Below are 18871 nucleotides of genomic sequence, written 5' to 3'. Positions count from 1 at the left end.
TCCGAATGGGGCGGTTGCGGTTGATGGTCCGTCGCGCGCATACAGGTGGTTCAAACAGGTAGCAGCGCGGCCGGCGCGCGCTCAAGCGGAGTTTCGGCGATGAAGATCAATGTCGAGGTGGATTGCACGCCCGAAGAGGCGCGCCGCGCGATCGGCCTGCCCGATCTGACGCCGATCCACGACAAATATGTTCAGGCGCTGATGGGCGCGATGGACGGCAATATGGTCAAGCCCGAATTGCTCGAGACGATGATGAAGAGCTGGATGCCGATGGGCGATGCCGGCATGCAATTCTGGCGCAAGATGTTCGAGGGCGGTAAGAGCGAGTAATTGCCGCTCGACCGGTATTTTCCATGAGCACGATCTTTGCCCCTTCGTCCGGTCTGCCGCCGGCGGCGATCGCGGTCATCCGGATCAGCGGACCGCAGGCGTTCGCGGCCGCGCGGGCGCTGGCCGGAGATTTGCCTGTTCCACGTGAAGCACGGCTGCGGACGTTGCGCGACCCGGCGAGCGGCGGCCACCTCGATAGCGCGCTGGTGCTGGTCTTCCCTGCCCCCAACACCGCGACGGGCGAGGATCTGGTCGAGTTGCACGTCCATGGCGGGCGCGCCGTCATTGCCGCGGTTGAGGCGACGCTGGCCCGGCAGCCCGGATTGCGCCGCGCCGAGCCCGGCGAATTCACCCGGCGGGCATTGACCAATGGCCGCATCGATCTCGCCGAAGCCGAGGGACTCGGCGATCTGCTGTCGGCCGAGACCGAGCTGCAACGGCGCGCGGCGCTGGCGATGGCCGACGGTACGCTGTCGCGGCAGATCGCAGGCTGGCGCCGGGCGTTGCTTGGGTTGGCGGCACGGCTCGAGGCATCGCTCGATTTTGCCGATGAGGCCGACGTCGATTCGGTGCTGCTCGAGGGAATCCGCACCGAAGCGCGAGCGGTGGCGTCGGCAATCGCGGCGGCGCTCGATGTTCCCGCGGTCGACCGCTTGCGCGACGGCATCCGGGTGGTGCTGGCGGGTCCGCCCAATAGCGGGAAGTCGACTCTGCTTAACGCCTTGGCGCGGCGCGAGGCGGCGATCGTCTCGCCGATCGCCGGCACGACGCGCGACCGGATCGAGGTGCCGGTATCCCGCGCTGGCATCCCTTTCGTGCTGACCGATACCGCCGGGCTGCGCGAGTCGACGGGCGATGCGATCGAGGCGATCGGGATCGATCGCGCTGGACAGGCGATCGCCGGGGCCGACCTGGTGTTGTGGCTCGGTGACGAGCGTCCGCCGGAGGACCGAATGCTATGGCTCCATGCCCGTGCCGATCTGGCTGGGCGTGAGAATATGCCGGGCGGTGCGGCGCTCGCCGTGTCGGCGGAAACAGGGTTCGGAGTCGAGCAATTGTGGGAGTTGCTGGTCAGCCGCTCGTCGGCGCTGATCCCGGGCGCGACCGACATGGCGCTCAACCAGCGCCAGCGAGCCCACTGCCAGGAAGCTCTTGAGGCGCTCGGCGACTTAGGCGCGCCCGACGAGCTCGTCGTTGCCGACGCGTTGCGGCGAGCCAATATGGCCTTGGCCCGGATCACCGGCGATGTCGGGATCGAAGCGATGCTCGATGCCCTGTTCTCGAGGTTCTGCATCGGAAAGTGAGTGTTCCACGTGGAACATCCCTGCTAATCGCGCCGCCATGAACAGCTTCGATGTCATCGTGATCGGCGGCGGCCATGCCGGTGTCGAGGCCGCTGCGGCGGCCTCGCGACGCGGCGCGTCGGTCGCGTTGGTGACGTTCGACGCGCGCAATATCGGGACGATGTCGTGCAACCCAAGCATCGGCGGGCTCGGCAAGGGCCATCTCGTTCGCGAGGTCGACGCCTGCGACGGCATCATCGCCCGCGCCGCCGATGCCGGCGCGATCCACTATCGCCTGCTCAATCGCTCCAAGGGTGCTGCGGTTCGTGGTCCACGCGTGCAGGCGGATCGGCGCCGGTTCGGTGCTGCTGTGCGCGAACTGCTCGCGCGACACACAGGCGTGCACCTGGTCGCGAACGAAGCGACGGCGCTGGTGATCGATGGCGGGCGGATCGCCGGCGTCGAGATGGCTGACGGCGCACGCCTCGCCGCCCCGGCGGTGGTGCTGGCGACCGGGACCTTCCTGGGCGCCCGGATGTTTCGCGGCGACGAGCGCGACGCGGGCGGTCGGCTGGGCGAGCGCGCCGCGACGGTGATGGCCAGGCAATTGCGCGATCTCGGCCTGCCGATGATGCGGCTCAAGACCGGCACCCCGCCCCGCCTCGACGGGCGGACGATCGACTGGGCGCGGACCGAAGTGCAGCCGTCCGAGGCGGATAGTTGGACCATGTCGGCGCTGTCGCCAGGCCGCCCCCTCCCCCAATTGTGGTGCGCCATCACGCGGACGACCGACGCCACCCACGCGATCATCCGTGCGGGGCTCGACCGCTCGCCGCTCTTTTCGGGCGATATCGAAGGCGTGGGACCGCGCTACTGCCCGTCGATCGAGGACAAGGTCCACCGCTTTGGCGATCGCGATGGGCACCAGATCTTTCTCGAACCCGAGGGGCTCGACGACGCTACCGTCTATCCCAACGGCATCTCGACGTCGCTGCCTGCCGACGTGCAGCAGGCGTTGATCGCCTCGATTCCGGGGCTCGAGCGGACCCGGATCACCGCATTCGGCTATGCGGTCGAATACGACCATATCGATCCGCGCGCGCTCGATCACCGGCTTGCGGTCGCTGCATTGCCCGGCCTGTTCTGTGCCGGACAGATCAATGGCACGACGGGATACGAGGAAGCGGCGGCGCAGGGCCTTGTCGCCGGCGCCAATGCCGCGGCCGTGGCGCTGGGCATCGCCGATTTCGTGCCCGACCGCGCGCAATCCTATCTCGGTGTGATGATCGATGATTTGGTCCTGCAAGGTGTTACCGAGCCCTATCGCATGCTCACCGCGCGCGCGGAGTTCCGGTTGCGGCTGCGCGCCGACAATGCCGAGACTCGATTGAGTGCAGTCGCCGAGGCGGCGGGGCTGCTTGGCGAGGAGCGGTTGCGCCACGTCCGTACACGCGAGGCCGAGCGCGCCTCGGTCGATGCGCACCTCGCCGAACCGCTCACCGCGAGCGCGCTGGCGGGCCGTGGGGCGCAAGTCGCGCAGGACGGCGCGAGACGGTCGGCCGGCGAATGGCTGCGCTTCCCCGGGGTCGAGCTGGCGCACGTCTCCCCCGCCCTCTCCGGAGCGCCGACTCCGGTGATCGAGGAAGCAATCGAGGATGCGCGCTACGCTCCTTATGTCGAGCGTCAGGAGGCAGAAGTGTCCGAACTGCGCGCGGGCGAACGCATCGCGTTGCGGGCGGATATGGATTTCGCGGCGATCCCCGGGCTGTCCAACGAAATGGTCGAGCGGCTGACCGCTGCCCGTCCCGCTACCCTGGCGGCAGCAGGACGTATCCGGGGGATCACGCCGGCGGCGCTCACCGCCATCATGCTCCACGCGACGCGAGCGGCGGCATGACCGAGGAGGAGGCGCGAAATTGGGCGACGGCGCGGTTCGATGCCGAGGCGATCGGGCGGCTCGACCATCTGGCGGCGATCGTCACAGTGGAAAGCGACCAGCAGAATCTGATCGCGCGCTCGACCCTGGCGACGATCTGGTCGCGGCACATCGTCGATTCACTACAACTCGCACCGCTGGCGCCTGACGACGGTGACTGGCTCGATATTGGCACCGGCGCCGGCTTTCCCGGCCTCGCGCTGGCTGCGGTGCAGCCCCAACGCCGCTTCATCCTGGTCGAGCCGCGCCGGTTGCGCGCCGATTTCCTGCGCGAAACCGCCGCGGCACTTGCCCTCCCCCAGGTCGAGGTGATCACCGGCAAAGTCGAAAACGTGCATGAGCGCGTCGCGGTGATCTCGGCGCGGGCGGTCGCGCAGGTGGCACAGATAATCGCGTCGGCAGCGCAATGCGCCAGCAATGAGACACTTTGGCTGCTACCCAAGGGACGAGCGGCGCGCGAAGAGGTGGCGCGCGCCAAGCAAAGATGGCATGGAATGTTCCACGTGGAACAGAGCATCACCGATCCTGAATCGAGCATCGTGATCGCGCGCGGAGTACGGGCGCGATGACCGTCATTGCCGTGGCCAACCAGAAGGGCGGCGTGGGCAAGACCACGACGGCGATCAACCTCGGAACCGCGCTGGCGGCGACCGACAAGCGCGTCCTCATCATCGACCTCGACCCGCAAGGCAATGCCTCGACCGGGCTCGGCATTCACCGCGCCGACCGCAAGAAATCGAGCTACGACGTCCTGGTCGGCGAAGCCTCGGTGGTTGAGGCGGTGATGGCGACCGTGGTGCCACATCTGGACATCGTGCCGGCGACGGTCGACCTGTCGGGCGCCGAAATCGAATTGGTCGACTATGAGGAGCGCACGCACCGGCTCGACCATGCGCTCGAAGTGGCCAGCGATCGCTGGGATGTCGTGTTGATCGACTGTCCCCCCTCGCTTGGCTTGCTGACGATCAACGCGATGGTCGCGGCCGATTCGCTGCTCGTGCCGTTGCAATGCGAATTCTTCGCGCTCGAAGGGCTGAGCCAGTTGCTGTCGACGGTCGAACGCATCCGCTCGCGATTCAATCCCGGCCTAGCGATCCTGGGCGTCGCGCTCACCATGTACGACCGCCGCAACCGGCTGACCGACCAGGTCTCGGCCGACGTCCGGGCGGTGCTGGGCAAGGTGGTGTTCGACACGGTGATCCCGCGCAACGTTCGCTTGTCGGAGGCGCCCAGCCATGGGCTGCCCGCCCTGATCTACGATTATCGCTGTTCGGGTTCCGAAGCCTATATGGCGCTGGCGCGCGAGTTGATCGGGCGCCTGCCCCCTGCGGCCCCGGCGATCGCGGCATGACGACCGAAGCACCCCGCAAACCTCGCCCCAGCCTCGGCCGCGGGCTCAATGCCTTGCTCGGCGACATCGCGCCCGAGGCCGTACCGACGGTGGGCGGCGGCGAAACGCCTGCGGGCATCCGCATGCTCCCGGTGGGCGCGCTGACGCCGCAGCCGGGCCAGCCGCGCCGCGTGTTCGACGAAGCCGCGCTGGAGGAACTGGCGCAGTCGATCGCGGCGCGCGGCGTGCTCCAGCCGATTCTGGTCCGCCCGCATGGCCGCAACTACCAGATCGTCGCCGGCGAGCGCCGCTGGCGCGCGGCCCAGCGCGCGCGATTGCACGAAGTCCCGGTGATCGTCCGCGAGCTCGACGATGCGGACACGTTCGAAATCGCGCTGCTCGAAAATATTCAGCGGCGCGATCTCAATGCGGTCGAAGAGGCCGATGCGTACAAGCGCCTGATCAACGAATTCGGCCATACCCAGGAAGCGCTGGCGAAGCTGGTCCACAAGTCGCGCAGTCATGTAGCTAACTTGTTGAGATTGCTTGATCTTCCCGAATCTGTCCTGTCGCTGCTGACCGACGGCAGGATCGACATGGGGCATGCCCGCGCGCTGATCGGCGTGCCCGATGTCGAGCGCCTCGCGGCCGACGTGGTCGCCCGCGGCCTGTCGGTGCGCGAGACCGAGCGGCTGGCCAAGGCGGCGAAGGACGACGGGATGTCTGGCGGCCATGGCGGCGGCGGGGGTGGCAGTCACGGGCGCAACGCCGATATCGCCGCGCTCGAACGCCAATTGACCGACGTCATCGGGCTGGGCGTGAAGATCACCTACAGCCCCAAGGGCGGGACGCTGACGGTCACCTATTCGACGCTCGATCAACTCGACATGGTCTGCCAGCGGCTGACTGGCGAGCCGCTTTAAGATTTTCGCGCACAAAGACGCAAAGGCACAAAGAAGAAGGTTTGATTGGGTTCGCGCAGAGGCGCGGAGGGCGCAGAGGTGTTTTCACTCTGCGCGATGGCGAGATTCAACGCGACGATTCAACCATGAGCCTCGCAAAGCGAGGCTCTTTAAAAATCACCACGTTCTCTGCGCCTCTGCGCGAACCTTCTTTGCGTCTTCGTGTCTTTGTGCGAGTCCAAATAACTACCGCATCCGCGCCGCAGCGCGCGTCGTTTCGGTGATGGCGACGTCGGAGAGCAATTCCCCTGCCCCGCCTGGGGCCATCAGCTGGCGTTCGGCACGCCGCAGTCGGTCGATCGCGGCGGCGATATCGGGCGATTTCCATTTCTGCACCTGGCGGATCATCCCCGGCTCTTCGCGAAAATGGACTCGCCGCGCCTTGACCACGACCGACGGCTGCTTGCCCGCATCGACCTCGGCGCGCATCGCCGCCAGCGTCATCAGTTTGCGGACGATCTGGCGCAGCAACGGGATCGCCGCGCCGCCCGAATCGGCGAATCGGGCGAGCTCGCGCGCGATATCGTGGACGCGCCCCTCGAGGGCGGCGTCGACCACGTCGGACATTTGCGATTCGCCGAGATCGGCGCCGAGCGCGTCGAGCGCGTCGTCGTCGAGCTCGCGCGGCCGGTCGGTCGCTGCGTCGAGATAGAGCGCGAGCTTCTCCACTTCGCGCGCGATCACGCTGCGGTCGCCGCCCGATGCCGCCATCAACCGCCGGATCGCGGTAGGAGTCGGGCGCAGGCCGTATTCGCGCGCGATTCCGACCACCATCCGCTCGGCATTGGCGCCGTCGGGAATGTAACAGGCGAAGCTCATCGCCGCCGGTTGCGCGATCGCGAACTGGACGAGCTTCGAGGTGGTGCGCAGCCCTGGCCCGATCATCACTACCGGATGCTCGACCTGGGGCTCGGCGAGCAGCAATTGCGCCGCTTCGAGCGATTCGTCGCCGGCATTGGCGACCAGGATCCAGCGCCGGCCGCCGAACAAAGCGAGCGACCGCGCCTCGTCGACGAGCTTTCCCGGATCGCCGCGCAGCGCTGGCCCTTCCATCGCGACCTTTTCGGCATCGGCGCCGAGCGCACGGCCGAGCCGCGTGGCATAGTCCGCCGCACCCGCTTCGTCGGGGCCGTGGAGCAGGTATAGCCGGATCGCCGGCGCGGCCGAATCCAGCGAGTTAACTAATTGATTTTCTGACGCTTTCACTTCGCCGAAGCGGCGGCGCGGCGCTGATAGACGGCGATCCGCGTGACGATCTGATCGGCGACGATCTGCGACAGATTTTCGAGCGCGGTGTTTTCGGCCGCGATCGTGGCATATTCCGAATTGACCACGTCGATGCCGGCATCCGACCCCGCGGTCGCATCGACCAGCACTTCGCCGCTCGAGGCGTTGACCAATTGATACCGCGCGCGCAGCGACCGGCGCTCGCGCGTGATGGTGTCGTCGCGCTTCACGCCCAGGCCGGTGATCGAATCGTCGAGCTTGACCTCGAGCCGGTACAGCGCCGGCTCGCCGCTGCGTGACGGCAGGCGATCGCGCAACGCGGTCGACAGCAGATAGCCGTTCTTCCCGGAAATCGGCGCGACCTCGACTCGCGCCAGGCTGGACGCGACCGGGCCCGAGGCGCCGCCTTCATAGAGCGGATGGAGGCCACAGCCGGCGGTCGCCAGCGCGAGGAGGAGCGCGAGTCGCTTCATGCGACCAGATTGACCAGACGATCGGGCACGACAATCACCTTCTTCGGTTCGGCGCCGTCCAGGATGCGAAGCACGTTGGGATTGGCGCGCGCCGCAGCCTCGACCACCGCTTTGTCGCTGCCCTTGGGCATCACGAGCGTATCGCGCAGCTTGCCGTTGACCTGCACCGCGATCGTCACCTCGTCCTCGACCAGCAATGCCGGATCATAGGACGGCCAATCGGCATTGGCGACCAGGCCAGATTCCCCCATCGCTGCCCAGGCTTCCTCGGCGAGATGCGGGGTCATCGGCGAGACCAGGCGGACCAATGTCCGGATGGCGTTGCTGCGCGACGCGGAGGGCTTGGCCTTTTCGATCGCGTTGACCAGTTCGTAGAGCTTGGCGACTGCCTTGTTGAACTGCAGCGCCTCGATATCGACGGCGACGCCGGCGATCGTCTGGGCCAGCTTGCGGTCGAGCGCGACGTCATTGCCCTCGCCCTCCTCGATGCCGTCGACCAGGCGCCACAGCCGCTGGACGAAGCGCCACGAGCCCTCGATCCCGGCCTCGGACCAGGCGAGGTCGCGCTCGGGCGGCGAATCGGACAGCATGAACCAGCGCGTCGCGTCGGCGCCATATTGATCGACGATCGGCTCGGGATCGATCGTGTTCTTCTTCGACTTGGACATCTTCTCGGTGCGGCCGACCGTGATCGGCTGTCCCGTGGCGATTTCCTTGCCGTCGCGCACGTCGTCGGGGCTGAGCCATTTGCCCTCGACCGACTTGTAGGTCTCGTGCGTGACCATCCCCTGGGTGAACAGCCCGGCGAACGGCTCGGCGATGTCGAGCATGCCGATATGCTTGAGCGCGCGCGTCCAGAAGCGGGCGTAGAGCAAGTGCAGGATCGCGTGCTCGACCCCGCCGATATATTGCCCGACCGGCAGCCATTGCTCGGCCATTGCGCGGTCGAACGGCTTGTCCTTGGGCTGGCTGGCGAAGCGGATGAAATACCACGACGAATCGGCGAACGTGTCGAGCGTGTCGGTCTCGCGCACGGCCTTGCCGCCGCAGGACGGGCAATCGACATGCTTCCAGGTCGGATGGCGGTCGAGCGGATTGCCGGGAATGTCGAAGGCGACATCCTCGGGCAGCACCACCGGCAGCTGGTCGCGTGGCACCGGCACCGCGCCGCATTGGTCGCAATGCACGATCGGGATCGGCGTGCCCCAGTAACGCTGGCGGCTGACTCCCCAGTCGCGCAGGCGATAGACGGTAGTGCCCTTGCCCCAGCCGCCCGCTTCGGCACGGATGATCACCTCGCGCTTGGCGTCCTCGACGTCCATGCCATCGAGGAAGTGCGAGTTCACGATCGTGCCCGGACCCGAATAGGCCTCGGCATCGACGAAATCGGGATCGGTCTTGTCGCCGTCCGACACGACGCGACGGATCGGCAGATGGTATTTGGTCGCGAATTCGAAATCGCGCTGGTCGTGCGCGGGCACGCCGAACACCGCGCCGGTGCCGTACTCCATCAGCACGAAATTTGCGATATAGACCGGGATTTTCCACGCCGGATCAAAGGGATGCGTCGCGGTGATGCCGGTGTCGTAGCCGAGCTTCTCCTGCGTCTCGAGCTCGGCGGCGGTGGTCCCGCCCTGCTTGCACAACTCGATGAACTTGACGGCGTCGGGATCGCGAGCAGCGGCGGCCTGCGCGATCGGATGGTCGGCGGCGACCGCGATGAAGCTCGCGCCGAAGATCGTGTCGGGGCGCGTCGAGAATACCTCGACCGAGCCGCCGTCGGACAGGGACCAGGCGAATTGCAGCCCCTGGCTCTTGCCGATCCAATTCTCCTGCATCACCCGGACCTTGTCGGGCCAGTGATCGAGCCCCTTCAGTCCCTCGAGCAATTCGTCGGCGAATTGGGTGATCTTGAGGAACCACTGGTTGAGCTTGCGCTTCTCGACCAGCGCGCCCGACCGCCAGCCGCGGCCGTCGATCACTTGCTCATTGGCCAGCACGGTCATGTCGACCGGATCCCAATTGACCGCCGATTCGCGACGATAGACCAGGCCGGCGGCGAGCATGTCGAGGAACAGCGCCTGTTCCTGGCCGTAATAATCGGGCTCGCACGTCGCGATCTCGCGCGACCAGTCGAGCGCGAAGCCCAACCGTTTCAGCTGCGCCTTCATCGTCGCGATATTCTGGCGGGTCCAGCCGCCGGGATGGACGTGCTTTTCCATCGCGGCATTTTCGGCCGGCATGCCGAACGCGTCCCACCCCATCGGGTGGAGCACTTCCATCCCCTTCATCCGCCGATAGCGCGCGAGCACGTCGCCCATCGTGTAGTTGCGGACATGGCCCATGTGAATCCGCCCCGAGGGGTAGGGAAACATCTCGAGCACATAGCTTTTGGGCTTGGGCGAATCGTCTCGCGCGGCAAAAGTCTGGGACTCGTCCCAGATCCTTTGCCAGTGGGCATCCGCTTTCAGCGGGTTGAAGCGCGACATTAGGGTCTATCCTGCTGGGCGGGCATTACCCGCCCGCCGGGTTCTTGCTTATTTGGGTGCGATGGCCTGGCGACGAAGGTCGCGGGCGCGCGTAAGGATCACGTCCTCGAGCTTCTGCACCGTCGCCGCCTGGACCGGGGCCGCAACCCACTGGCCGTTGGTGCTGACTTCGCGCAGCGCCGCGACGCGGACAGCATCGGCGCGCAGATCCTGGTCGAGGATCGACACCGTGACCTTCATCCGCTCGCCGGGCGAGCGCGGGTTGACGTACCAGTCGGTGACGATGACGCCGCCGTTGGAATCGGTCTGCAGCAGCGGCATGAAGCTCAGCGTGTCGAGGGTCGCGCGCCACAGATAGGCGTTGACGCCGATCGTCGTTACCTTCGACGCGGCGATGTCGGCCTTGGCGGGACCTCCCCGGTGGTGTGCGCACGCCATCAGCGAGAGCGGGAGGGCCAGATACGCGGCACGGCGCAGAAGGGTCATCGGTCGTTCCCTGATACGAAAGGGGGAGATTATCGCGCATCTATAGACACAGGGCCGCCCGCCGCAAGCGCCGAGAGGCGAGAACGAGTCTGTGGACGCGATGCAACACTTGGCGGAAAAACGCGATCACCTGTGGCGAGTCGGGATCGAACCGTGTTAGGGCTCGTATGACTATTGGAGTCGCAGGGAACCAATCGTGGTTGGGAAGCGGGCAATTTTCGGAACCGTTGTGGGGGCACTGGCTGTCACCGCCGCGTTTGCCGTGCCCGCGATCGGCGCGCCCGATACCGCCAAGCGGCTGATTTCGCGCCCTGTCGCGTCCTTCTTCACGCCGGCGTCGGCCGATCCCAAGCTTGCCGCGCTGATCGCGCGCAACGGGCTCGACGCGACTCCGTTCCGATTCACGCCGGCCGAATCGCGTGGCACGCAACGCCGCGTGACGCCGCCGCCGGCAGTCAAGACCGGTGTCGTGACGCTGCGCGGCGCGCCGTCGCTCGATACCGACTCGGTCGGCCTGGCGCCGATCGCTTATGATCTCGGCCGCAACGCGCCGGTCAAGCATGTGGTGACGCCGAGCGATCTCAAGATCGAGCTGGCCGCGAGCCCGGTCGGCCGCAAGCCGATCGATATCGGCACCAGCTTCTCGGTCCGCCGCAGCACCAAGCTGAAAGCGACCAGCGAGCGCACGACGATCGGCGATGCGCGCCTGGCGGGCTATCTGCCCAAGGATTCGATCGATGTCGGTGGGTCCTACTCGCTCAGCCGCAATCTCGATGTGACCGCGGGTGTCCGCTACAAGTCGCAGGATCGCGATCGCCTCGCCCCGCTGCCCGACGCGCAGCGCGACAGCCAGGCGGTGTACGTCGGAACCGCGTTCAGGTTCTAAGCCCGTTTCAGGGATTTAACGCAGTTAAATCGCGCCCCGAAACGGGCTCGGCCGACCTCGCGTAGCGAGGATCGACGGCGGCGCGAATTCACTTCGCGCCGCTACCCCGCGAGCCCCACGCATCGATCGCCGCCCACCCCTCGAACCCGGCGAGCTTCCGAAACCTCCGCGCATCCATCCCGCCAAGCGCAATCACCACCACCGGCAAGCCTTGAGCAATCCGCCGCGCCTTCCGCCCCCCCAGCACCTCAGCCCCAGGATGCGACCGAGTCGCGAACACCGGCGACACGAACAGCACCTCCGCCCCGCGCCGTACCGCCGCTACCGCTTCCCGCCGATCATGCGCCGGCGCTGTTCGCAGCCCACTCCCCCCGGCCGCGCCATGCACCCCATCCTCGCCGAATCCAGCCCGCTCCCCGGCCCGCACCACCACCAGCCCGCGCGCTCGCGCGACGCGCGCGACGCGCCGAAACACCGCCCGCCGCTCCCGCGCCGCCGTCGCATAATGCCGGAACACCACGCCGCTTCCCCGTGGCAGCCGCCGCAGCGCCGCCCATAGCCCCTCGCCGAGCCGCTCGTCGGTCATCAGCCACAAAGTTGGGATCGGGGACTGGCGATGCGGCACGACCCTGCCTATAGCGCGCGGCATGACGACCGACGACCCCGCCGCGCGGCTCGCCGGCGTCCGCGATGCGATTGCCCGGGCGGCGAAGCTCGCCGGGCGCAGCGATCCGATCGAGCTGATCGCCATCTCCAAGACGCACCCGGCCGAGGCGGTCGAGCCGCTGATCGCGGCGGGACAGCGCGCGTTCGGCGAGAATCGCGTGCAGGAAGCGCAGGGTAAATGGCCCGCTTTGCGTGAACGCCATGCCGACCTCCGTCTCGCGCTGGTCGGACAGCTGCAGTCGAACAAGGCGGCTGACGCGGTCGCGTTGTTCGACGAAATCCACTCGCTCGATCGCCCCTCGCTGATTACTGCCCTGGCCAAGGCGATGGAAACCGGGCGCCGGCCCGATTGCTTCATCCAGGTCAATATCGGCGAGGAGCCGCAAAAAGGCGGCTGCACAATCGCCGATCTGCCCGGTCTGTTGCGCGAAGCGCGCGCCGCCGAGCTGCCGATCGTCGGGCTGATGGCGGTGCCGCCGCTCGAGGTCGAGCCGGCGCCCTATTTCGCACTGCTGGCCAAGCTGGCGCGCGACAACGGCCTGGCGGGGCTCAGCATGGGGATGTCGAGCGACTATCCGACCGCGGTGACGCTTGGCGCCACGCATGTCCGTGTCGGCTCCGCATTGTTCGGAGCGCGCGCTTGAGCGGCGGTGACGTGATCCCGGTCCGGTTTGCGGCGTTGCTATTCGATTTCGACGGCGTGCTGATCGAGAGCGAATCCATCGGCAACAAGCATATTGCCGACTATTTGACCTCGATCGGGCATCCGACCACGCCCGAACAATCGATGGCCAATTTCATGGGCTATGCGGGGAAGGACTTTCTCGACCGCGTCGAAGCGTGGATCGGCCGCGCGCTGCCGGAGGATTTCTTCGTCGCGCGCGAGGCCGAGGATGCCCGGGTGATGGCGGAAGGAGTCGGCGAGGTCGCCGGTGCGGTCGCCTTCGTCCGCTCGCTGCCCGCGGACCTGCCCAAGGCGGTGGTGTCGTCGAGCTCGACGCGCTGGATCCGCCGCCATCTCGAGCATATCGGCCTGTCCGACGTGTTTGGCGACCATCTCTATTCGGGCCGCGAGCATGTCGAGCGCGGCAAGCCGGCGCCGGACCTTTACCTTTATGGCGCCGACAAGCTCGGCGTAGCGATCGGCGACTGCGCGATCATCGAGGATTCGCCGGTTGGCGCGACCGGCGCGGTCGCCTCGGGTGGGCACGTTATCGGCCTGTGCGCGGGCAATCACTGCGCGCCCGACCATGCCGACCGGCTCCGCGCGATCGGGGTAGCGGCGGTGGCGTCGAGCTTCGATGAGGTGGCGGGGCTGTTGGGCTGACGTCTTCCGGGCGAGAGCTGGGACCCTCGCCCAAATCATCTGACGAGCAGCACGACTCAAACCCGCATCGTCATGCCGGACTTGTTCCGGCATCCAACGTGCCGAGCCGGACTCCATAGAGCCTCAAGCTATTCCGTCGCCTCCCTTTGGACCCCGGAACGAGTCCGGGGTGACGGCGCAAGTTACAGCTGATGCCCCGTGCGGTCGCGTTTGGTCGCCAGATACTTCTCGTTGAACGGATTGGGCGGCAGCGCAATCGGCACGCGTTCGGCGACCGTGATTCCCGCCGCCTCGAGCACGCGGACCTTTTCGGGATTGTTGGTCAGCAGCCGGATATTGGTCTGACCGAGCAAATCGAGCATTCGCGCGGCGACGCGGAAATCGCGTGCGTCGACCGCGAACCCCAGCCGCGTATTGGCGTCGACCGTGTCGTACCCCTGATCCTGCAGTGCATAAGCGCGCAATTTGTTGACCAGCCCGATCCCGCGCCCTTCCTGCCGCAGATAGAGCAGGATGCCCCAGCCGGTATCCTCCATCGCATGGATCGCGGCGTGGAGCTGCGGCCCGCAATCGCATTTGAGACTGCCGAGCACGTCGCCGGTCAGGCATTCGCTATGCAGCCGCACCAGCGGCGGGCGGCCGTCGGGCTGGCCGATGATCAGCGCGACATGCTCGCCGGGCGAATCGGGCGATCGGAACGCGACGATCTCCGAATTCTCCGAACCGGCGACCGGCAATTTTGCGCGCGCCGCGATGGCGAGCGTGATCGGGTCCTCGAACGCCTCGATATCGGCGATGGTGATGACCTCGTCGGGCGCCTGGCCGACGAAGAAGGCGGGAAGGACGCCCGCGGTGCGTGCGAGCGCCAAGGCCGCCGCCATGACGTCACGATCGTCGACATGGATCGCGCGGAACGGGCCCTTCATCGGGGTCGCCATGTCGAGCTGGGGATCGGCGAGCGCGACCGCGCAGTCGAAATCGATCCAGAAGGTGCGTTCGACCAGCACCGGCGAATCGGGGATCGCCGCCTCGAGCTGGTTAGCGAGCTTGAGTGTCGCCGCTCTGCCGGCCGACAGCAGGATCGGCGACTCGCCCTCAGGGTCGAACGCCTTCATCCGCCCCGCATCGGCGGTCTCGATCGCGAGCAGCCCGATTGGCGCGCCGGCGCCCTGGATGGCGATTGGCCAGCCGCGGCGCAGCGCATCGATCGCGCGAGCGACGTCGCGCGCGCTCATCGCGGCGCCTTCACAGGTCGAACTCGGTCATGATCGGGACATGGTCAGAGGGCTTCAGCCAGTTGCGGCATTCCTCGAACACATGATGCGACCGCGCCGTGGCGGCGACGTCGGCGGTCGCCCACATATGATCGAGCCGCCGGCCGCGGTCGTTGACCGTCCAGTCCGGCGAGCGATAGCTCCACCAGGTGTGGAGGCGCGCCGGCGCCGGATAGAAATGGCGGCCGAGATCGACCCAGCTGTTCGAGTTCTTCAACCGGTTGAGCGCGTCGACCTCGATCGGCGTGTGGCTGACGACCTTGATCAGCTGCTTGTGGCTCCACACGTCCGATTCGAGCGGCGCGATGTTGAAGTCGCCGGTCAGGATCGTCGGGCAATCGAGCGTCGCGGACCACGCGGTCATCCGCTCGACGAAATCGAGCTTCTGGCCGAACTTGGGATTGACCTCGCGGTCGGGGATATCGCCGCCCGCCGGGACATAGACATTCTCCAGCCGCACACCGTTCGGCAACCGCACGCCGACATGGCGCGCTTCGCGATTCGCCTGCCAGTCGAATCGGTCGTCTTCGACCAGGGGCACGCGGCTGATGATCGCGACGCCGTGATGCATGCGCTGACCGTGGAGGAAGATCGTGTCGTAGCCGAGCGCACGGAACGCGCTTTCGGGAAAATCGGCGTCGATCACCTTGGTTTCCTGCAGGCACAGGATGTCGGGCGCGACCTCGCGCAGGAATTTCTCGACGATCTCGATGCGGAACCGCACCGAGTTGATGTTCCAGGAGACGATCTTCACGGGAGCGCACTTAGGGAGTTCATAACGGTTCGTCACCTGTACGCCGCGGCAAAGCCGTGTCGTGGACGTCGAACGCCGCGTTGCGGCGCCGGCCGTGCTTGAGCGAGATCGGCGGCGACCCGCCGCTTTCCGCTCCGCGCATGGAAAGGCCCCTGTTCCGGGGGCATGGAACAGGGGCCGACCTAGCGTTCGTCACGCAGGCGGGAAGTGGTCCGTTTCAGGCAACAGGGGGAAAATCCTGAACCGCCCCACATCCGCGAGAACTGTATTAAGCGGGCGAAGCTGTCGCCCAGATGAACGGTCCGTTATTTTCTTGGGCCGCCGCGCACTGGATCGTTGAAGCGGAACGTTCCGTCGGAAATCGGCACGTTGAACTTGGGGTCGGACAGTCGAATCGTCGTGCGATTGTTCTGCGCGTCGAGCGCCACCCAGCCGCGCAGGATCAGGCCGGCCGGGCCCGCCGCGTTGCGCTCGAACACCAAAGTGATGCGGCCATATTCGGGATGTTTGGGATCGCTGGCGTCGACCGAGATGACCGAAGGATCGGCCGTCGGCATCACCTTGGCGAAGCGGCTGATGTCCTTGCTGGGATCGAGCAGAACGCCCAGCGGCGATCCGCCGATCGGCCAGCGCTGCTTCTGTCCGACCTGATAGTCGAGGAACCATAACGACTTGCCGTCGGCGACGATCAGGATCGGCACGCCCTTCTGATATTGGAACCGCATCTTGCCCGGTTGTTTCAGCGACAGGGTGCCGGTCAGCGTCTTGCCGTTGCGATCATATTGGCTGAACGCCGCGGTCATCGACTGGACCGCGCGCAGATGTTCCTGGACCTTGGCAAGGTCGGGGGAAGTCGCCGCCGGCGCGGCGATGGCAGCGGTGGCGACGAAAGCGGGCACGAACAGCAGCGCTAGGGCGCGAGACGTCACGAATATTCTCCTGAAACAGGCGACCAGGGTGGCGCCATGGGCTTGAACCCCCTCTGAACGCGTAAATCTTGGTCCGGTTCAGCTTCGCCGGTGCCGGTCAGCGAAGCTGACTTCATATCAGAGCGGGTTGCCCTCGCGATCGCGCAGTACTTCGCGCCTGCCGACATGGTCGGGACGGCCGACGATGCCGTCCTTCTCCATCCGCTCGATGAGCCGCGCGGCCGAATTGTAGCCGATCCGCATCTGACGTTGCAGCCAGGAGGTCGATGCCTTCTGGCTCTCGACCACCAGCTGGATCGCGCCGCGATATTGCTGGTCCTCGGCCGAATCCTCGCCCAGCGGCGCGCCGTCGAGCGCGAAGCCGTCCTCATTCTCTTCGGTGACCGACTGGATGTAATCGGGCTGGCCCTGCGCGCGCCAGTGATCGGCGACCGCGCGGACCTCGTCGTCGCTGACGAACGGGCCGTGGACGCGGCTGATCTGCTTGCCATACGCCATGTAGAGCATGTCGCCCTTGCCGAGCAGCTGTTCGGCGCCCTGTTCGCCCAGGATGGTGCGCGAATCGATCTTGCTGGTGACATTGAACGAGATGCGCGTTGGCAGATTGGCCTTGATCACGCCGGTGATGACGTCGACCGACGGACGCTGCGTCGCCATGATCAGGTGGATGCCCGCGGCGCGCGCCTTTTGCGCCAGCCGCTGGATCAGGAACTCGACTTCCTTGCCCGCGGTCATCATCAGGTCGGCGAGCTCGTCGACGATGACGACGATCTGCGGCAGCGGCTCGAATTCGAGCTGCTCTTCCTCGTAAACCGGCTTGCCGTCTTCGTAGCCGATCTGGACCTTGCGCCCGAGCGGCTGGCCCTTGACCTTGGCGGCCCGGACCTTGTCGTTGAAGCTGGCGAGCCCGCGCACGTTGACCGAAGCCATCATGCGATAGCGGTCCTCCATCTGCTCGACCGCCCATTTGAGCGCGCGCACGGCTTTGGACGGGTCGGTGACCACCGGGGAGAGCAGGTGCGGGATATCGTCGTACATGCTCAGTTCGAGCATCTTCGGATCGATCATGATCATCCGGCACTGCTTGGGGTCGAGCTTGTAGAGCAGCGACAGGATCATGCAGTTGAGTCCGACCGACTTGCCCGATCCGGTGGTGCCGGCGACGAGGAGATGCGGCATCGGCGCCAGGTCGACGATGACGGGATCGCCCGCGGTGTTCTTGCCCAGCACGATCGGCAGCGAGGCCGACTGGTCCTCGAACGCGTCCGACGCCATCAGTTCGTGCAGATTGACCGTCTCGCGCCGCGCGTTGGGCAATTCGATGCCGATCACGGTGCGCCCGGGGATCGGGGCGATGCGCGCCGAGATCGCCGACATGTTGCGCGCGATGTCGTCGGCGAGCTGGACCACGCGGCTCGCCTTGGTGCCGGCGGCCGGCTCGAGCTCGTAGATCGTGACGACCGGGCCGGGATGGACCGCGGTGATCTGGCCCTTGACGTGGAAATCGTCGAGCACGGTCTCGAGCAGCCGCGCGTTGCGTTCGAGCGCGGCCTTGTCGATCGGCCCGCCGGTCGATGGCGGCGCCGCCTTGAGTAGGTCGAGCGGCGGCAGCGGATAATTGTCGCGCAGGTCGAAACTGCCCTGTTTGGGTTTGACCGGCTTCGCGGGAGCAGGGGCGGCGTTGCGTTCGGCGATGACCGGCGCCGGGCGATTGTCGGGCAAGGCAACGGCGCGCGGCTGGCGAATCGACTGTTCCGCCTCCATGTCGATCACGCGATCGCCCGGTCGCTGGTCGGTCAGCCGCTGCACCTCCGCCGAGCGGCCGATTCGCGGCATTACGGGCACGCGCGGGATTCCGACTTCCAGGCTCATGAACCAGATCACCGCGCCCGACAGGCCGGCCAGCGCCCCTACCACACGGTCGGTCCACAGCACGGCGACGGGATTGCCGATCAGCGCGATCAGCCATTTGAGGCCATCGGCGATCAACATGCCGACCAGCCCGCTCTTGCCCGCTGGCCAGTCGAGGCTGGCCCCGCTCGACACGAATCCCTGCGCGGTCGCGACCAGAGTCAGACCGATCGCGGCGGACAACGCCATCCGTCCCCAGCCGCCGGCACCCTCGCCGCGCCACAACCGCCAGGCGATCACCGGCCCAACCGCAAGCATGCCCCAGGCCGGCCAGCCCAGCATCGTATAAGCGAGGTCGGCGATCACCGCGCCGGGATAGCCGACCAGGTTCTGCGCCGGGCCGCCCGCCGCAGTGCTGAGCGACGGGTCGCCCGAATGATAGCTGGCGAGCGAAAGGACGAGCAGCAGCGACACTGCGGCGACCGCCACCGCGACGATCATCGCGCCCGATCGGGCAGCGCCCGCCTTCACCGTTTCGCGCCAGAGCGGCGTCTGCGCGCGGCTGGCCATGGTCGAATCCCCCGAAATGTACGCCGTGCGTTCACGATGGATTCTCGCGCTACCGGAGTCCGACGTCAAGGCAGCATGGATGCGCGGCGCTCGGGATG

General features: G+C 66.8%; 19 protein-coding genes. 9 read left to right on the top strand and 10 right to left on the bottom strand.

All coding sequences use genetic code 11. The annotated features are described in order from the left end of the window. Positions 1–99 precede the first annotated feature (99 nt). From SMA01S_RS15335 to SMA01S_RS15310, 6 genes are read left to right on the top strand one after another with little or no spacing between them, the layout of a single operon-like run. Positions 100–330, top strand: coding sequence for a DUF6489 family protein (locus SMA01S_RS15335; RefSeq protein WP_066824160.1), 231 nt, complete (start codon positions 100–102; stop codon positions 328–330). 23 nt (positions 331–353) lie between these two features. Continuing rightward, complete coding sequence (mnmE, locus tag SMA01S_RS15330; RefSeq protein ID WP_066824157.1) at positions 354–1634, top strand: tRNA uridine-5-carboxymethylaminomethyl(34) synthesis GTPase MnmE; 1281 nt, start codon at positions 354–356, stop codon at positions 1632–1634. 37 nt (positions 1635–1671) lie between these two features. Then, complete coding sequence (gene mnmG / locus SMA01S_RS15325) at positions 1672–3510, top strand: tRNA uridine-5-carboxymethylaminomethyl(34) synthesis enzyme MnmG (RefSeq protein ID WP_066824154.1); 1839 nt, start codon at positions 1672–1674, stop codon at positions 3508–3510. After that, a complete protein-coding gene (gene rsmG / locus SMA01S_RS15320) occupies positions 3507–4118 on the top strand; it encodes a 16S rRNA (guanine(527)-N(7))-methyltransferase RsmG (RefSeq protein WP_066824151.1) in 612 nt (203 codons plus the stop codon). The genes mnmG and rsmG overlap by 4 nt, the downstream gene beginning before the upstream one ends. Beyond that, a complete protein-coding gene (locus SMA01S_RS15315; RefSeq protein ID WP_066805176.1) occupies positions 4115–4900 on the top strand; it encodes a ParA family protein in 786 nt (261 codons plus the stop codon). The genes rsmG and SMA01S_RS15315 overlap by 4 nt, the downstream gene beginning before the upstream one ends. Next, entirely contained in the window at positions 4897–5802 is a 906-nt protein-coding gene (locus tag SMA01S_RS15310) for a ParB/RepB/Spo0J family partition protein (protein ID WP_066824148.1), read from the top strand. The genes SMA01S_RS15315 and SMA01S_RS15310 overlap by 4 nt, the downstream gene beginning before the upstream one ends. 225 nt (positions 5803–6027) lie before the next feature. On the opposite strand, the gene holA is transcribed toward SMA01S_RS15310, so the two are convergent. Genes holA through SMA01S_RS15290 form a run of 4 tightly spaced genes read right to left on the bottom strand, consistent with a single transcriptional unit; the run spans position 6028 to position 10516 of the window. Next, positions 6028–7047, bottom strand: coding sequence for a DNA polymerase III subunit delta (holA, locus tag SMA01S_RS15305; RefSeq protein ID WP_066824141.1), 1020 nt, complete (start codon positions 7045–7047; stop codon positions 6028–6030). Further along, entirely contained in the window at positions 7044–7541 is a 498-nt protein-coding gene (gene lptE, locus SMA01S_RS15300) for an LPS assembly lipoprotein LptE (RefSeq protein ID WP_066824139.1), read from the bottom strand. The genes holA and lptE overlap by 4 nt, the downstream gene beginning before the upstream one ends. Then, entirely contained in the window at positions 7538–10030 is a 2493-nt protein-coding gene (leuS, locus tag SMA01S_RS15295) for a leucine--tRNA ligase (RefSeq protein WP_066824137.1), read from the bottom strand. The genes lptE and leuS overlap by 4 nt, the downstream gene beginning before the upstream one ends. A 48-nt stretch (positions 10031–10078) precedes the next feature. Continuing rightward, positions 10079–10516, bottom strand: coding sequence for a DUF3576 domain-containing protein (locus SMA01S_RS15290; protein ID WP_084250344.1), 438 nt, complete (start codon positions 10514–10516; stop codon positions 10079–10081). 229 nt (positions 10517–10745) lie between these two features. On the opposite strand from SMA01S_RS15290, the gene SMA01S_RS15285 reads away from it, so the two are divergent. Continuing rightward, positions 10746–11402, top strand: coding sequence for a hypothetical protein (locus SMA01S_RS15285; protein WP_066824133.1), 657 nt, complete (start codon positions 10746–10748; stop codon positions 11400–11402). 88 nt (positions 11403–11490) lie between these two features. Here the strand turns inward: SMA01S_RS15285 and SMA01S_RS15280 are convergent, their stop codons facing one another. Beyond that, positions 11491–12027 (bottom strand): thiamine phosphate synthase, encoded by a 537-nt coding sequence (locus SMA01S_RS15280; RefSeq protein WP_245649296.1) that lies wholly within the window; start codon positions 12025–12027, stop codon positions 11491–11493. 22 nt (positions 12028–12049) lie between these two features. Between SMA01S_RS15280 and SMA01S_RS15275 the strand changes: the two genes are divergently transcribed. After that, positions 12050–12712, top strand: a complete 663-nt coding sequence (locus SMA01S_RS15275) for a YggS family pyridoxal phosphate-dependent enzyme (protein WP_066824120.1) — start codon at positions 12050–12052, stop codon at positions 12710–12712. Continuing rightward, positions 12709–13395 (top strand): HAD family hydrolase, encoded by a 687-nt coding sequence (locus SMA01S_RS15270; protein WP_245649295.1) that lies wholly within the window; start codon positions 12709–12711, stop codon positions 13393–13395. Before SMA01S_RS15275 ends, SMA01S_RS15270 begins: the two co-directional genes overlap by 4 nt. A 182-nt stretch (positions 13396–13577) precedes the next feature. Here the strand turns inward: SMA01S_RS15270 and ribA are convergent, their stop codons facing one another. From ribA to SMA01S_RS15250, 5 genes are all read right to left on the bottom strand, one after another. Further along, the gene (gene ribA / locus SMA01S_RS15265) at positions 13578–14630 is read right to left on the bottom strand and encodes a GTP cyclohydrolase II (RefSeq protein ID WP_066824117.1); all 1053 of its coding nucleotides are present in this window, start codon (positions 14628–14630) and stop codon (positions 13578–13580) included. 10 nt (positions 14631–14640) lie between these two features. Further along, positions 14641–15423: an exodeoxyribonuclease III gene (locus SMA01S_RS15260; RefSeq protein WP_066824115.1), complete on the bottom strand. Its 783-nt coding sequence runs from the start codon at positions 15421–15423 to the stop codon at positions 14641–14643. Between the two features lie 19 nt (positions 15424–15442). Beyond that, the gene (locus SMA01S_RS25310) at positions 15443–15565 is read right to left on the bottom strand and encodes a hypothetical protein (protein WP_281179190.1); all 123 of its coding nucleotides are present in this window, start codon (positions 15563–15565) and stop codon (positions 15443–15445) included. Between the two features lie 163 nt (positions 15566–15728). Then, positions 15729–16352 carry a LolA family protein gene (locus tag SMA01S_RS15255; protein ID WP_066824113.1) on the bottom strand — a complete coding sequence of 208 codons (624 nt, stop codon included), beginning with the start codon at positions 16350–16352 and terminating at the stop codon, positions 15729–15731. Between the two features lie 117 nt (positions 16353–16469). After that, a complete protein-coding gene (locus tag SMA01S_RS15250; RefSeq protein ID WP_066824112.1) occupies positions 16470–18773 on the bottom strand; it encodes an FtsK/SpoIIIE family DNA translocase in 2304 nt (767 codons plus the stop codon). Positions 18774–18871: the final 98 nt, after the last annotated feature.

The sequence above is a fragment of the Sphingomonas mali NBRC 15500 genome (genome assembly GCF_001598415.1).
Taxonomy (GTDB): Bacteria; Pseudomonadota; Alphaproteobacteria; order Sphingomonadales; family Sphingomonadaceae; genus Sphingomonas; species Sphingomonas mali.
The sequence above is the reverse complement of the archived record's forward strand: the minus strand, read 5'-3'. Positions and strand labels throughout refer to the sequence as shown.